The organism is Leeuwenhoekiella palythoae (assembly GCF_020310025.1).
Taxonomy (GTDB): Bacteria; Bacteroidota; Bacteroidia; order Flavobacteriales; family Flavobacteriaceae; genus Leeuwenhoekiella; species Leeuwenhoekiella palythoae.
The window spans coordinates 1,574,028-1,588,576 of record NZ_CP084318.1; the positions used below are offsets into that span (position 1 = coordinate 1,574,028).

10 protein-coding genes are annotated in these 14,549 nt (G+C 41.7%); 6 read left to right on the forward strand and 4 right to left on the reverse strand.

Features of this window, described 5'->3' with window-relative positions; genetic code table 11:
- Window position 1: 1 nt before the first annotated feature.
- The 3 genes from LDL79_RS06580 (at window position 2) to LDL79_RS06590 (ending at window position 5,655) form a co-directional block, all read left to right on the forward strand.
- On the forward strand, window positions 2–883 hold the full coding sequence (locus LDL79_RS06580) for a hypothetical protein (RefSeq protein ID WP_072980733.1): 882 nt from the start codon (window positions 2–4) through the stop codon (window positions 881–883).
- A gap of 117 nt (window positions 884–1,000) precedes the next feature.
- Complete coding sequence (locus tag LDL79_RS06585) at window positions 1,001–2,536, forward strand: glycine--tRNA ligase (RefSeq protein WP_225599622.1); 1,536 nt, start codon at window positions 1,001–1,003, stop codon at window positions 2,534–2,536.
- A gap of 101 nt (window positions 2,537–2,637) precedes the next feature.
- Complete coding sequence (locus LDL79_RS06590) at window positions 2,638–5,655, forward strand: GEVED domain-containing protein (RefSeq protein ID WP_225599623.1); 3,018 nt, start codon at window positions 2,638–2,640, stop codon at window positions 5,653–5,655.
- Window positions 5,656–5,678: 23 nt separating this feature from the next.
- Here LDL79_RS06590 and LDL79_RS06595 read toward each other — a convergent pair whose 3' ends face one another.
- Window positions 5,679–9,098, reverse strand: a complete 3,420-nt coding sequence (locus LDL79_RS06595) for a hypothetical protein (protein WP_225599624.1) — start codon at window positions 9,096–9,098, stop codon at window positions 5,679–5,681.
- A gap of 119 nt (window positions 9,099–9,217) precedes the next feature.
- Between LDL79_RS06595 and LDL79_RS06600 the strand changes: the two genes are divergently transcribed.
- The 3 genes from LDL79_RS06600 (at window position 9,218) to LDL79_RS06610 (ending at window position 12,146) form a co-directional block, all read left to right on the forward strand.
- A complete protein-coding gene (locus LDL79_RS06600) occupies window positions 9,218–9,985 on the forward strand; it encodes an exodeoxyribonuclease III (protein WP_225599625.1) in 768 nt (255 codons plus the stop codon).
- A gap of 78 nt (window positions 9,986–10,063) precedes the next feature.
- Window positions 10,064–11,023: an OmpA family protein gene (locus LDL79_RS06605; RefSeq protein ID WP_225599626.1), complete on the forward strand. Its 960-nt coding sequence runs from the start codon at window positions 10,064–10,066 to the stop codon at window positions 11,021–11,023.
- Window positions 11,024–11,111: 88 nt separating this feature from the next.
- A complete protein-coding gene (locus LDL79_RS06610; protein ID WP_225599627.1) occupies window positions 11,112–12,146 on the forward strand; it encodes an NADP(H)-dependent aldo-keto reductase in 1,035 nt (344 codons plus the stop codon).
- 118 nt (window positions 12,147–12,264) lie between these two features.
- Here LDL79_RS06610 and LDL79_RS06615 read toward each other — a convergent pair whose 3' ends face one another.
- The 3 genes from LDL79_RS06615 to LDL79_RS06625 form a co-directional block, all read right to left on the reverse strand.
- Window positions 12,265–12,966 (reverse strand): BamJ family beta-barrel-assembly machinery protein, encoded by a 702-nt coding sequence (locus tag LDL79_RS06615; protein ID WP_225599628.1) that lies wholly within the window; start codon window positions 12,964–12,966, stop codon window positions 12,265–12,267.
- Window positions 12,967–13,045: 79 nt separating this feature from the next.
- Entirely contained in the window at window positions 13,046–13,738 is a 693-nt protein-coding gene (locus LDL79_RS06620) for a ZIP family metal transporter (protein WP_225599629.1), read from the reverse strand.
- A gap of 7 nt (window positions 13,739–13,745) precedes the next feature.
- Complete coding sequence (locus LDL79_RS06625) at window positions 13,746–14,471, reverse strand: BamJ family beta-barrel-assembly machinery protein (protein WP_225599630.1); 726 nt, start codon at window positions 14,469–14,471, stop codon at window positions 13,746–13,748.
- Between the last annotated feature and the right edge of the window lie 78 nt (window positions 14,472–14,549).

Below are 14,549 nucleotides of genomic sequence, written 5' to 3' on the forward strand. Positions count from 1 at the left end.
CATGAGTGCTACTCGCAATAACAATGCTTTAAAGATTCTTATCGGTATACTTTTTCTATTGCTCCTGGGGATGGGTGGCTACACCTACAAATTTTACCACGAGCTAAGCGCCAGTAAAGTAGCGCTGTCTGAAGAAAAAGAACTTCTCAAAGAAGAGTTGAGTGACCTCTTAACCAATTACAATTCTGAAATTGAGACGAATAAATTGCTCACTTCAGAATTGAAAGAAGCCCGCTCTCGTATTCAAAACTTACTGTATCGTTTAGAGCAATCAAACAGTACACAAAGTACGCTTCAAAATTACAGACGCGAGCTGGCCATCTTGCGTGACGAACGCGATGCGTTGCGTAAAAAAGCCGACAGCCTGCTGCTTGAAAACGCCCTTTTAGTAACCCAAAAAACCAATGCAGAAGCCGCTTTTGATGAAAGCATTGTAGAACGGGATTCTCTAAAACAGCAAAATGAAGCGCTACAAGAAAACCTCACAAAAGGCGCTCAACTTACGGTTAGCAAATTTAGAACCAGCGGGGTGATCTTGCGCCGCAGTGGAAAAACAGTGCCTAACGACCGCGCAGGACGCATTGATAAAATTGAAATTTGTTATACCATCAACGAGAATGTGCTAGCCGCACCCGGAATTCACGATTTTTACATTCAAGTGATCAACCCCAAAAATAATGTGATGGGCGAGCACGTTTCGCTTGCTTTTGGAGAGAATATTTTGATCTACAGCGCGTACCAGCAGATCAATTATCAAAACGAAGAACTGCAAAGTTGCGTTTGGATCAACCCAATGGCAGAAGAATTTGACCCCGGAATATACCGTATTAATTTGTTTGAAAATGACCGCTTACTCAGCAATAGCGTCGTAGAACTCGAATAAGGCGGCTTTAAAAATCATCGTATAAAAAACCGCTGCATTGCTGCGGTTTTTTTATTTTTACCTCCTTGTTTCGCAACGGCCAAACAACCAAAATCAAATACAAAAGCAACATACCAAATGGCACAACAGGAAGATCATTTTAAAAAGGTAATATCACACGCAAAAGAATACGGCTACATCTTTGGGAGTAGCGAGATTTATGACGGCTTGAGCGCTGTTTACGACTACGGTCAAAACGGAGCCGAGCTCAAGAAAAATATACGTGATTACTGGTGGAAAAGTATGGTGCAAATGCACGAGAATATCGTGGGTATCGATGCTTCGATCTTTATGCATCCCACTACGTGGAAGGCTTCCGGGCACGTTGATGCATTTAATGATCCACTTATTGACAATAAAGATTCTAAAAAACGCTATCGTGCCGATGTATTGATCGAAGATTATGCTGAAAAGCTGAATCAAAAAGCGCTTAAAGAAATAGCAAAAGCTAAAAAACGCTTTGGAGATAAATTTGACGAGCAGGAGTTTGTAACCACAAACCCACGTGTTTTGCGCTATCGCAAGGAACAGGAAACCGTTTTACAACGTATGGCGCGTTCTCTTGAAGCAGAAGATCTTGCTGATGTAAAAGCTTTGATCGAAGAGTTAGGCATCGCAGACCCGGATACCGGTTCAAAAAACTGGACAGACGTGCGTCAATTCAACTTGATGTTTGGGACTAAATTGGGTGCTTCCGCAGAAACTGCGACCGATCTCTACTTAAGACCAGAAACCGCTCAGGGAATTTTTGTAAACTTCCTGAACGTGCAAAAAACCGGAAGAATGAAGATCCCTTTTGGGATTGCTCAAACTGGTAAAGCGTTTAGAAATGAGATCGTAGCGCGTCAGTTTATTTTTAGAATGCGTGAGTTTGAACAAATGGAAATGCAATTTTTTGTACGTCCAGGTGACGAACTAAAATGGTACGAGCACTGGAAAGAAACACGTCTAAAATGGCATTTATCGCTAGGGCTTGGTGAAGAAAATTATCGTTTTCACGATCACGAGAAGCTAGCGCATTATGCAAATGCAGCAGCAGATATCGAGTTTGATTTTCCATTTGGCTTTAAAGAATTAGAAGGAATTCACAGCCGTACCGACTTTGACCTTAAAGCACATGAAGAATTCTCAGGTAAAAAGCTTCAGTTCTTTGATCCTGAATTGAATGAAAACTACGTGCCTTATGTGGTGGAAACTTCAATAGGTCTTGACCGTATGTTCTTAGCGGTATTCTCAAAATCTTTAGAAGAAGAAGAACTAGAAAACGGTTCTACCCGTACCGTTTTAAAACTTCCTGCGATTTTAGCACCTGTAAAAGCTGCGATTCTTCCGTTAGTTAAAAAGGATGGATTACCTGAAGTTGCTCAAAAAATCATCGACGATTTAAAATACGACTTCAATGTAACCTATGACGAAAAAGATGCTGTAGGGCGCAGATATCGCCGTCAGGATGCTGCCGGAACGCCATTTTGTATCACTGTAGATCACGATACTTTAGAAGATGCAAGCGTAACCATTCGTGATCGCGATACCATGGAGCAGAAGCGTGTAAAAATCAGTGAACTGGCTACAATCTTACACGAAAAGATAGATTTTAAACATTGGGCGCAATAATCACGTCTCATTTTAATAGATAAAAAAGAAGCTCCGCAAGGGGCTTTTTTTGAACCTTATAGGCTAAACTTTCGTACATTTAAAGACCTAATACACTGAAAATGAAACAACGCTACACCTTGAAATTCTATCATACTACTCTTTTAGCTTTTTTTATTGTATTTATTATTAGCAGTTTAGGCACTACTGCTTTTGGTCAGGAAAAAGAAAAGCCTACACTTTATGGTAAAATGCGATTTGTGCGCGAAGTTCCAAGCCTTGCTTCACAGCTTAAAAATGGTACGTTCAAGGCCGCTGATAGATCCCACAATCCAGAAGAAATTAACCCGAAGCGACGCCGCGCAAATCAAGTGGTTCCGGGAAAGGGCTTCCCAAAAGATGGTGACCCACTGATCAAGAAGCAAGACCAAAAAAACAAGTCTGATTCTAAATCCTACACGTTAGAGCCCATTAACGTATTTGAAGCTAATGTTTCAAATTTTACGCCTTCTGACCCTACAGGCGCTGCCGGCCCCAACCATTATGTAGCTGCTTGGAATGTAGGTTTTGCAATTTTTGACAAAAACGGAAACGCATTAACCGAAGCCGCCAGTCTGGGAACTCTTTTTGAAGGAAATGAAGCCGGTGATCCAATTGTGTTGTACGACGCACCCGCAGATCGCTTTATCATTACCCAATTTGAAAATGAGGATGAAAGCGATGCAGACAACGACTTTGATAATGGTTTAAACATTGCTATTTGTCAAGGTTCTGACCCTGTAAATGACGGCTGGTATGTTTATACCGCCGGTTTTGAAACCGGTGCATTCCCTGATTATCCTAAATATTCTGTGTGGCACGATGGCTATTATATTACTTCAAATATTGCTATTTCGGGTGGCGATGCGACCGGAGATGCCGTTTTTGTAATGGAGCGTGAAAAAATGCTTCAAGGGTTGAGCGACGCGGGCTTTTTAGGATTTCCGTTACCTACCCTGCAACGAACCGGCTTTTATAGTCCGCAGTTTTTCAATATCAGTACTGCTAACGCTCCAACCACCGGCGGGGCTACTGTTTTATATTTTCAGGATGACGGCTGGTCTGGAGTTGATGATGATCACTTAAAATTATGGACTGTGGACGTCGACTGGGACACGCCAGAAAATTCAAGCATTTCTCAACCCGAAATTCTTACCGTAAGCGATTTTGACGGTGTTTTTGACGGCGGAAGTTTTTCTAACTTACCTCAGCCTGCAGGCGCAGAGATCGATGCGATGCAAGGGACCGTGATGAATCAGGCACAGTTTAGAAAGTTTGACGATCACAATTCGGCTATTTTCAATTTTGTGGTCAATGTTGCGCCTCTTGGCGAAGAACAAGCCGGAATTCGCTGGTATGAACTACGACAAACAGGCGATGGCCAACCGTGGACGATTTATCAGGAAGGCACTTATGTTTCTCCTACCGGAAACAACGCCTTTGGTGCTAGTATGGCAATGGATGGCGCCGGCAGCATTGCAATGGGTTATACCACCGTAAGTGCAGACCTGCCGGTTACCTTAAACTTTACTGGAAGATATACCAATGATCCATTAGGTAAAATGTCTGTCCCTGAAGCGTTTTTAGCGAGCAGTACAGGCGTTAGCACATCAGAGCGTTATGCAGATTATACACACCTTACGATTGACCCGGCTGATGATGAAACCTTCTGGTTTATTTCAGAATATTTTAATCCACAGCGCACCGATATTGTAAGTGTTTTTAAACTGGCGCCAGACAATGCAAATGATGTTCAGGTTATTGCTATTGATAGTCCACAAGATGGTGCGCTCTCTGCCACCGAAAGCATTAGCATAACCATTAGAAACGCCGGGAATACCACGCAAACCAGCATTCCGGTAAGTTACACCGTAGACGGCATAACGGTTGAAGAAACCTACACAGGATCGCTTGCTTTTAACGAAACGGCAAGCTACACCTTTACACAAACCGCAGATCTATCTACCATTGGTGCAGATTATACCATTGAAGCGTCTACCAACCTTGAAAATGATGAAGATACCAGCAACGATACCATGTCGATTACGGTAAAAAATCTTTGGCAAAATGATGTTGGTGTGGCTTCTATAGACACTCCTGAATCTGACTCAGGTTTAGGCGCTGCGATCGCAATCTCGGTTACAGTTACTAATTACGGGCAGGATGCTCAGAGCAACTTCCCCGTATATTATCAATTGAATGATGGCGAGCAGGTCACAGAAACTTTTGATCGAAGCATCGCCGCACAGACTTCAGAAACATTTACTTTCAGTACCACAGAGGATTTTTCGGCAATTGGTACTTATGAGATTACCGCCGGTACCGCTTTAGAAACCGATAGTGATACTTCTAACAACATCGCTTCGGTAACGGTTACCAATGATTATTGTCAACCCGTCTCTAATTGTAGTGGTTTTGGCGATGGTGTGACATTATTCACGCTTGAAGGTACTTTGGTAACACCTCCTTGCTCAAGTACGGGATATAGTGCAAATCTTGAAACTACTTTTAACTTAAATGTTCAAAAAGACTCCCATATGGGAACTTTACAAATGGGCTATCAAAATTCTGGCTACGTAATCTTTATTGATTTTAATAACAATGGTGGCTTTGAAACTTCTGAACTGGTTTCTAGCGGTACCGTTGAGACAGCAGATACAGATGCCGTTTTTACTATAGACTTACCTGAAGGCGTTGAGCTGGGAACATATAGAATGCGCATTCGCGGAAAAGACAACAATGAAGAAGGTGATCTCAATGATCCCTGTGGCGAACTCGCGTATGGTCGCACCAATGATTATAGCGTGCGTATTTTTAATAGCCTTTCGGTTGAAGAGAATATTTTTCCTGAGAGCGAACTCGTAATTCTTGAGCCGGAACAAAATCATTTTCAGATCTCTTTAAGCACCGAAGAAACCACCGAAAAAATGGCGGTAAGTGTTTATTCTATTCTTGGTCAAAAATTAGCCGAAAACTGGATCGAAAATGAATACGGCAGCTATGTTTATGATTTAGATATGTCTTACGCTTCAAGTGGAGTTTATATCGTTCGTATTGGTAACAGAACCGGCGGACAATCAAAAAAGATCATCGTTAAGTAAGGTTTTAAATTTTATACTGAAGTTTAAAAAATAGCACGCAGTTGCACGGTGCCCGTGTGAATCGTTCTTGAATCCTCGCTGTTTCTACCGAAATAGGCCAGGTTCAAATCTAAAAATTTGGTCAGGCGCTTCTGTGCTAAAACATTCCAAGTGAAATTAGATCCGGGCTGTAAGCCTTCGAGCATCTGGTAAGCTACTGGCGAAAACGCACTACCGCTAAATGAGTTTTTGATATAATTAGCTTCGATATTAAAGGAGACTTTTTCGGCGTTGCTATACGCGAAAGCCATCCCAAAATTTTGCTGGTTTAAAAGCTCCAATTCACCTAACGTATTTTCTTTCCTATTAAGCGTGTAAAAAGCTTCTAAACGGGTATTGTCATTGAACAGATAAGAAAGTTTTGGATTTAGTGCCATGGTTTCTAAACTGTAATTGCGCTGTATAAAATTCTCTGATGTGCTGCTGTTGGTTCCTAAATCTGCATTAAAATTAAACAGATAGCTGGATTTTATCTTGTGTAAAAAGGTGAACTGATGACTGCGCAATTCATTAGTTTGTAATCCTAACGAAATCAAATTGCGCGTTGAATTTGCTAAATAAGTATAACTTGAGGTATACTTTTGCTTCCCTCTGTTAAAGAAAAACGTATTTCTAAAATTCAGGTTCAATCCTAGCGTATTATCTACTTCTTTAAAAGGATTCAGGTTAAAAGTATCACCTTCCCGCAAGACCCTGCGGTCAATTAAATAACTGGTTTGATTGTAAAAGTGAGAAGCAAATTTTTTGAATCCGTTTTTACCACTCCACTGTTGCAAATTGAAGGTGATGATCTGGCTCAGTTTATTTTGATGGGTTTTCACAAAAATCTGATTGGGTAACAAAACCCGCACAAAGTCTGCCTGATCTTGAAATTGCGCCACCTCAAACTCTTCGAGTTGCTGAACGCCGTCTGCGTTGTAATCTATCCACGTATAAGTTCCTAAACCCTCATCTACTTTTAAATAGGTAAATTCTTGTTGGGGTAAGGTTCCGCTACTGGTCTCAAAAACTGTATTTAAGCGTATCAGGTTTTTAAACAGCTTTTGATCATATAAAATTCGGGAGTTTAGCGATTGCTCATCTTCATAATCTTGGTCAGTGTAGCGTAATTTTCGGTAATTGGTATATACCCCTAAAGACGTGTTTTCATTCTGTATCAGTTGGGATTTTAAATAATACGTGTTGCTATGGTTTACCTCTTGTAAGCTGTTGCCTCTTAAACTATCATTCACGCGATAGCGATAGCCCAATTCCACAAAAACTGCTGTACTATCTCCTTTACCCACAAAACCTTGATACGCTTTAAAACCTTGACTTAACGGGTCATAAACCCCAGAAGCCGGATGCCGGCTCACATTATCTTCTGCTTGAACTTTGGCTCCCACCCAGGCTTTTTTGAATCCATAAATTGTTGCGGCATTCAATCTAAAAAATCGGGTGTTTGCGGTGTCAGCTTCAGACTTTAAAAAGCTGGCATTAAATTGCGTGCGTAATTTTTTAAACCGAAGCGCTCCGCTCAGCATATTCCGATTTCCCGAATAGTTCTGACTATACTGTAAGTGTTCAAAACTGTAATTCACAATCCCTACTGCGGTGTCTTGATACTGAATTCCTGAAGTGATCAAGGTTTGATCGCCTTGAGGAAGCAGTGGCAAATTCCAATCTCTACTGAACTCAATTGCGTAGGTACGCTCTACATTTTGAAAGGTATTCTGAATATAATCAAGCGTCCCGAAGGCCGTAAGCTGCTTGCTTTGATTTTGCTCATAAAGCGTCTGAGCCAGGTTCAATCGGCCTGCAAAACCTTTGTTATTACCATCATCTAAATCTGAAAACAAATTGAGATCCTCTTTGCTTGCCGCGCCTTCAAAGGAGACACTCGTTTTATCTGAAGGATTATACGCTCCTTGCACTACCGCCATTTGCAATTGCGTAGGCGCAAATAAACGTGATACAGGAGCATAATTGCCTTGTGCAACACCGTTGATCGGAGCGACATATTCATAAATCCTGTTGATCGCCGAAGCATTGGTCAACACATAATTTCCCTGATTAGCACCAACCTCTGTAAACCGCACATTGTACAACTCCTCTTCAGGATTATTTGAAAACTCATAAACCGCTCTTCCGTCTTGAAAAAACTTTCGGTATAAAATCTTGTTTTCATTGTACGAGTCAAGATTGGCACTGGGCGCAATCATCAATTCCTTGTTATCGCCGGCTTGTTGCAACACAGCGACTTGCTCTTGATTTAAGTTTTGCAACAAAGGTTGGTTTTTAGCATCATTCTCAGAATACACGTGTGCTTTCAGCTGCAGTTTACCATCATCACTGCGATGCCCGCCACCGGCATACGCGATAATTCGAGTATAATTTTGCTCACTATACTGATATTCTACAGAAATACGCATCTCGCTGGTTATGGGAAATGTGGGATTAAAACGTAATTCTCCCGCATTATAATCTATCACATAATCTGCAGTTTCTCCGCGTTCTAATAAAACCCCGTTCACAAATACACGCTCGCTTCCGCTAACGATGAGTACATAAAGTTCGCCGTTGGGACCCGTAAGTTTGTAAGGACCTTGATTGCCTTCCTGACCGGTAAATCTGCTTTGAGTAAAAACGCCTCGCACGAGCGCTCCTGTGGCAAAAGCTTCGGTTTGTGAAGACTCGTGATTGATGCGCCCATAAAGCGATAAACCCTGAACTTTTTTTGTAAACCTTCCAAAATAAGAGGTGTTGTTTTCGAGATTGATATCACCGGCTCTAATGTTCCAATCGTCGCTGAACAATTCGATAAAAATTTGGTCAAATTCATCAAGCCGTTGAGAGTAACCTCCATTTTGCTGCGGAAGATTAGCATCTTGCAATGACGCGCGCAGCGATACCTTTTCACTCAATTTCCCCGTGATCTGTAGATCTAATTCACTGGTTAAAGTACTGTTCTGATTGTTTCCGGCAGTCACACCGCGCACCAAACTCCCGGAAGTGGTCAAACCGTCAAAAGGAGTAAAAACCGCTGTATTTTCTTCTTCCTTTAGCGCGTAGACTTTATTCAGATTACCCGAACTGTTAACTACGCGATCAGGATCATATTCAAAATAGGTTTTGGTCAAAAAATCAGGAAACACCCGGTACTTAAACTTTAAAGAATCTACTTTAGGCGCTTGCGCGTTTAAGCTGAAAAGAGCCCGCCCATAATCAATAGCATAGGCGGTACTATCGAGTTGCATTCCTGAAAGTGAATAAACGGCAAATTCCACCGGATTGATACTTACCGAATCAATCAGCATCGTGTCCCGCACCGCCAGGCGTTTGACCCTACTGTCCCTAAATTGAAAATCCTGCGCAAAACCGGTTGCAGCAATCCCAAAGCACAATATCAAAACAAGGTGACGCATCGGCTATAAAACTACGGGAAAAAGCCTAAAACCTACTATGCTCAATAGAATTGTATTGCAACCGCCAACACCCATTTTATACCGAAATACCTAACTTCGCCAAAATCCAAAATTTAAGCATGAAAATAATCACCTATAACGTAAACGGAATTCGGGCTGCAATACGCAAAGGGCTCCTTGATTGGTTAAAAGCAGCCAACCCAGATGTGCTTTTACTACAAGAAACTAAAGCCCATAAAGAACAATTAGACATTGATCTTTTTGAAGAAACCGGTTACCACGATTATTGGTTTAGTGCTCAAAAAAAAGGCTATAGCGGCGTTGCTATTTTAAGCAAGAAAGAACCAGACAATATCGTGCACGGTACCGGAATTGATTATATGGATCACGAAGGCCGAAATATCAGAGCAGATTTTGGTGATCTGAGCATTATGAGTATGTATTTACCTAGCGGAACCAATATTGACCGCCTAGAGCATAAACTAAGATATATGGCAGATTTTCAGGAATATGCTGAAGAATTGCGCAAAACCAGACCTAACCTTATCGTGAGCGGGGATTACAACATCTGTCACGAACCCATAGATATTCACGATCCTGTTAGGCTCAAAAATGTAAGCGGTTTTCTCCCGGTAGAACGTGAGTGGCTAAGCGGTTTTATCAACAGCGGATTTACAGACAGCTTCAGACACCTTAATCCTGATGTTGAGCAATACAGCTGGTGGAGCTATCGCGCAAATGCTCGCGCAAATAATAAGGGCTGGCGCCTTGATTATAACATGGTCAGTGAGCCTTTAAAAGACAAAATAAAACGCGCAGTAATCCTGCCTGAAGCCAAGCACAGTGACCACTGTCCTGCCCTTTTAGAACTTGATTATCAATTTTAAAATTGCTGCTTTTTTAGTCAAAGCCGTGCCAATATTTTTACATAGCCGGCGTTGATTATTAAAAAACAACTCAACCTTATGTTTAGAAAATTTTGCATCATTGCAGGCGCCGCAGCTACCCTATCTTCGTGTGTTTCGGCTAAAGTCTATAAAGACTTAGAATCTCGTTTTGCCGGTCTCAAAGCCGAAAATCAAGAGTTACAACAAGAGCTTTCTCAAGAAGAACGCTTGAGAAAACAATTTGAAGATCAGGCGGCACAACTTGAAAAAGACCTGGCTCAGGCCACTAGCGAGCGTGATGATTTGCAGCGCAAATACACCGCAGCACAAACCAACCTTAAAAACCTTCAAGAGTCTTACGACGCACTTGAAGCCAATAGTTCTAAGGCACTAGCCGAAAATTCTAAACAAAACCGGGAGCTTCTCGCGCAGTTAGATGAGAAGCAAGCTGATCTTGCTGCTGAACAAACCCGTCTTGAAAAAATGCAGCGTGACCTCACCGAACGTTCTCGCCGTGTTGAAGAATTAGAGGCGATGATCGCTGCAAAAGATGCAAAAATGCGCGCGTTAAAAGATGCGATTTCTAAAGCTCTAGTAGATTTTGAAGGCAACGGTCTCACCGTTGAGCAGCGTGATGGCAAAGTGTATGTTTCTCTAGAAAATAAACTCCTTTTTGAAAGCGGAAGCTGGAATGTAGGTGCTAAAGGAAAACAAGCAGTGAACCAGCTAGGAAGTGTACTGGCTCAAAATCCAGAAATTGCGGTCTTGATTGAAGGCCATACTGATGATGTGCCTTACGGCGGAAACGGACCATTAAAAGACAACTGGGATCTATCTACTAAACGGGCTACAGCAATTGTAGAGATCTTACGCCAAAATGCGCAGATTGACCCTAAAAACCTTACTGCAGCGGGGAGAGGCGAGTTTGCTCCCGTAGCGACCAACAGTACCGCAGAAGGAAAAGCTAAAAACCGAAGAATCGAAGTAATTCTCACACCAAAACTAGATGAAGTGACCAAGTTGCTCAACGAGATTTAAGCACTTCCTGTTATAAAAATCTTAAGCCCCACCAATTGGGTGGGGCTTTTGCATTTTTACAATACTTTCGCAACATCAATTTTTAATTATGCGATACACAAAACTCCCCGGAACTTCCATCGAAGTAAGTAAAATTTGCCTGGGCACTATGACCTGGGGCGAGCAAAACACCGAAGCAGAAGGTCACGCACAACTTGACTATGCAATAGATCAAGGCATCAATTTTATAGATACTGCAGAATTATACAGCGTTCCGTCACGTGCGGAAACTTATGGCAGCACCGAGCGTATAATTGGCTCTTGGCTTAAAAACAGGGGCAAACGTGATGATCTTATCATCGCTTCAAAGATTGTGGGACCAGCAGCTATGTCAAAACACATTCGCACCGGTGGCTATACTAAAGCTGAATTTAAAGATGCGGTTCATAAAAGCTTAAAACGCCTGCAAACAGATTATCTTGATTTGTATCAATTGCACTGGCCGGAGCGTAATACTAACTATTTTGGTAAACTAGGCTATACGCACGACCCAGACGAAGAATGGAAAGATAATTTTGCTGAAGTTTTAGGGTATTTACAAGACTTTGCAAGTGAAGGACTCATTCGTCACATAGGAGTGAGTAATGAAACCGCTTATGGATTGTCACGTTATATGGAAGAAAGCCGAAAAGGACTTCCTAAAATGATCACGGTTCAAAATCCTTATAATTTACTAAACCGAAAAGATGAAATTGGCCTTACCGAAGTAATGCAACGCGAAGAAGTGGGCTATCTGGCGTATTCACCGTTAGGTTTCGGAACGCTTTCAGGAAAGTATATTGAGCAAAAAGATACCGAAGCTTCACGTATCAATAAGTTTCCGCAGTACAGCAGGTATTCTAACGAGCAGGCTGTTGAAGCAACCAAACGCTATCTTGATCTTGCCAAAAAACACGATTTGTCGCTTACCCAAATGGCCTTAGCCTTTGTAACCGACAGACCTTTTATGACCGCAAATATCATAGGAGCAACGAATCTGGAACAATTGAAAGAGAATATTGACAGTGTGAATATTCAGCTTTCTTCAGAGCTTCTAGAAGAGATTGAAGCAATTCATAAAGCTATACCCAATCCTGCTCCTTAAGAAAGTAGTAAGCAAACTTTAGGAGAAGCCTTGGAGGTATTTATTAGAATACCATTTTAGAAGTTTTTGGCACTGCCACTAAAAAAAGCCGCGAAATGCGGCTTTTTTAATTTTCTAGTTATTTCACTTTGATCAATTCGATATCAAAAATCAAAGTCGATCCCGGTGGAATTTCACCTATATCCCGATCTCCGTATGCCAGATCTGCCGGAATGTATGCACGATATTTTGCGCCTTCTTTCATCAATTGTAAGACTTCCGTCCAGCCTGCGATGACTTGACCAACACCAAAAGTGATCGATTCACCTCGCTCGTACGAACTATCAAAAACGGTTCCGTCAGTTAAGGTGCCTTCATAATGCACTTCTACACGATCTGAAGCTTCTGGTGAAGCGCCAGTTCCTGCGGTGATAATCTCATACTGCAAACCACTTTCGGTCGTAATTATACCATCTTTTGAAGCATTTTCTTCTAAAAAAGCCTTTTGCGCGGCAATGCGTTCTTCCTTCAGCTTTTCTTGAAGTTCCAGCAACTCGCGGGAATATCTGGTCATTACCTGACGCCCTTCCTTTTCAGAAATTTGCGCACTATCTTTTAAGGCTTCTTGAAAACCGGTTAAAAACACTTTTTTGTCAAAGTAATTCTCATAGGTGGCTTTGTCTTTCTTGATATTTTCAGCAATAGAAACCCCCATATAATACGCCACCGAATCTTGAAACGATTGAAATAAAGGCGGCTCTGGAGTTTCTGGTAATTTTTTAGTTCCGCCACAGCTTGCCAATGCAATTGCCGCAGCTCCTGCAAGCACTAATTTTTTCATTGAACTTAAATTCGTTAGTTATGCTGCTAAACTACTCATTAATGCGCAGTTTGTTAAGGGTTTTCTTCAACTGATTCATTTATCCCAAACTATTGAGATAAAACGCCAACACTAACCCGATCGCCGTAGCGATACCGGCCCAATATGAATCTTGCTTATACGCCTTAGGAAACACTTCAATCGCAAGCGAAGCTACTACGGCCCCACCGGCAAAACAGCGAATGTAAGCAAGCAGTTCTTCAGAAACATCTGTAAGTGCCCAATTTCCGATTAAAGCCGCTAAAGAGAGTATTAAAGCGGTTGCCGCCCAAAGCAGAAGAATCTTCTTTTTTGATGCGCCGTTTTCGGTCATTTCTTTTGCGCCACCGGCGGCTTCAGGAAGATTAGATAGAAAGATAGATCCGGAAAGTGCGGCCACTGTCAAAGCATCAGCACCTATGAGCGCCACGCCTAAAGCTAAATTTTCGGGAATACCGTCAAGCGTAATCGCGGCAAGTAAACCGCCACCGCTATCTGATCCCCATTTTTGCTTTACCAGATAATCAAGGCCCGTAAATACCCCTGCTCCCAGTAAAACAATACCTAGCGCGATCAATACATTAGCCTTTTCTACAGCCGGATTGATCAACTCTAATACGGTAGAAACAATAAGGGCTCCTCCTGCCAAAGCAACGAGAAAGCCCTCTGTTTTCTTTTGTAAATTTCCGTAAATGCCCCAAATCGCTCCTAAAATAAGGGCTCCCGAGACTACGGCAATTACAAGATATGTCAAAATCTACTTATTGTTTGATTACGTCAAGAAGCTCAACAGTGAAGATCAAAGTCTCACCAGGACCAATTTTAGGCCCAGAACCACGCTGACCGTAAGCAAGATCTGCAGGGATGTAGAATTCATATTTTGCACCCTCTTTCATTAACTGAAGTCCTTCAGTCCAACCTGAAATTACTTGGTTTACACCAAAAGTAGCCGGCTGCTGACGCTCATACGAACTGTCAAAAACGGTTCCATCAAGTAATTTTCCTTCATAATTTACCTGAACCTGATCTGTTTCTGCAGGAGATTCTCCGCTTCCTTCTTCGATCACTTTGTATTGAAGACCGCTTTCTGTAGTCTGCACGCCTTCTTTCTTAGCATTTTCAGCTAAATATGCTTGCTCTGCTTCTTTCTTCTCGGCAGCAACTGCAGCTTGCTCTTCTTGTTGTTTCTCGCGTAATTGCGTTTGAAACTGATTCATAATGCGACGCATATCTGCCTGCGGAATTTCAACACTATCAGTAAGTGCTTTTTGTACTCCGCTATAATATACATCTGCATCAAAAAACTCTTCAGCATTATCTCCTAAAGCTTGCTTGAATTGCGCTCCGGTATTAGCACCGATGATATATGAAACAGAATCTTTAAAGGTTTTAAGCTCAACATCGCCTCCTGAACCCATTTTTGAATCGTTACAATTCACCAAAGTAAGCGCAACAGGTAACGCCAGAAATAATCTATTGAATTTCATTTTATAGTTTTTAAAAATTTCAGATGCAAATAACGGCATATTAAAACACCTATAAAAATCTTTTAGAGTTGATTGTGT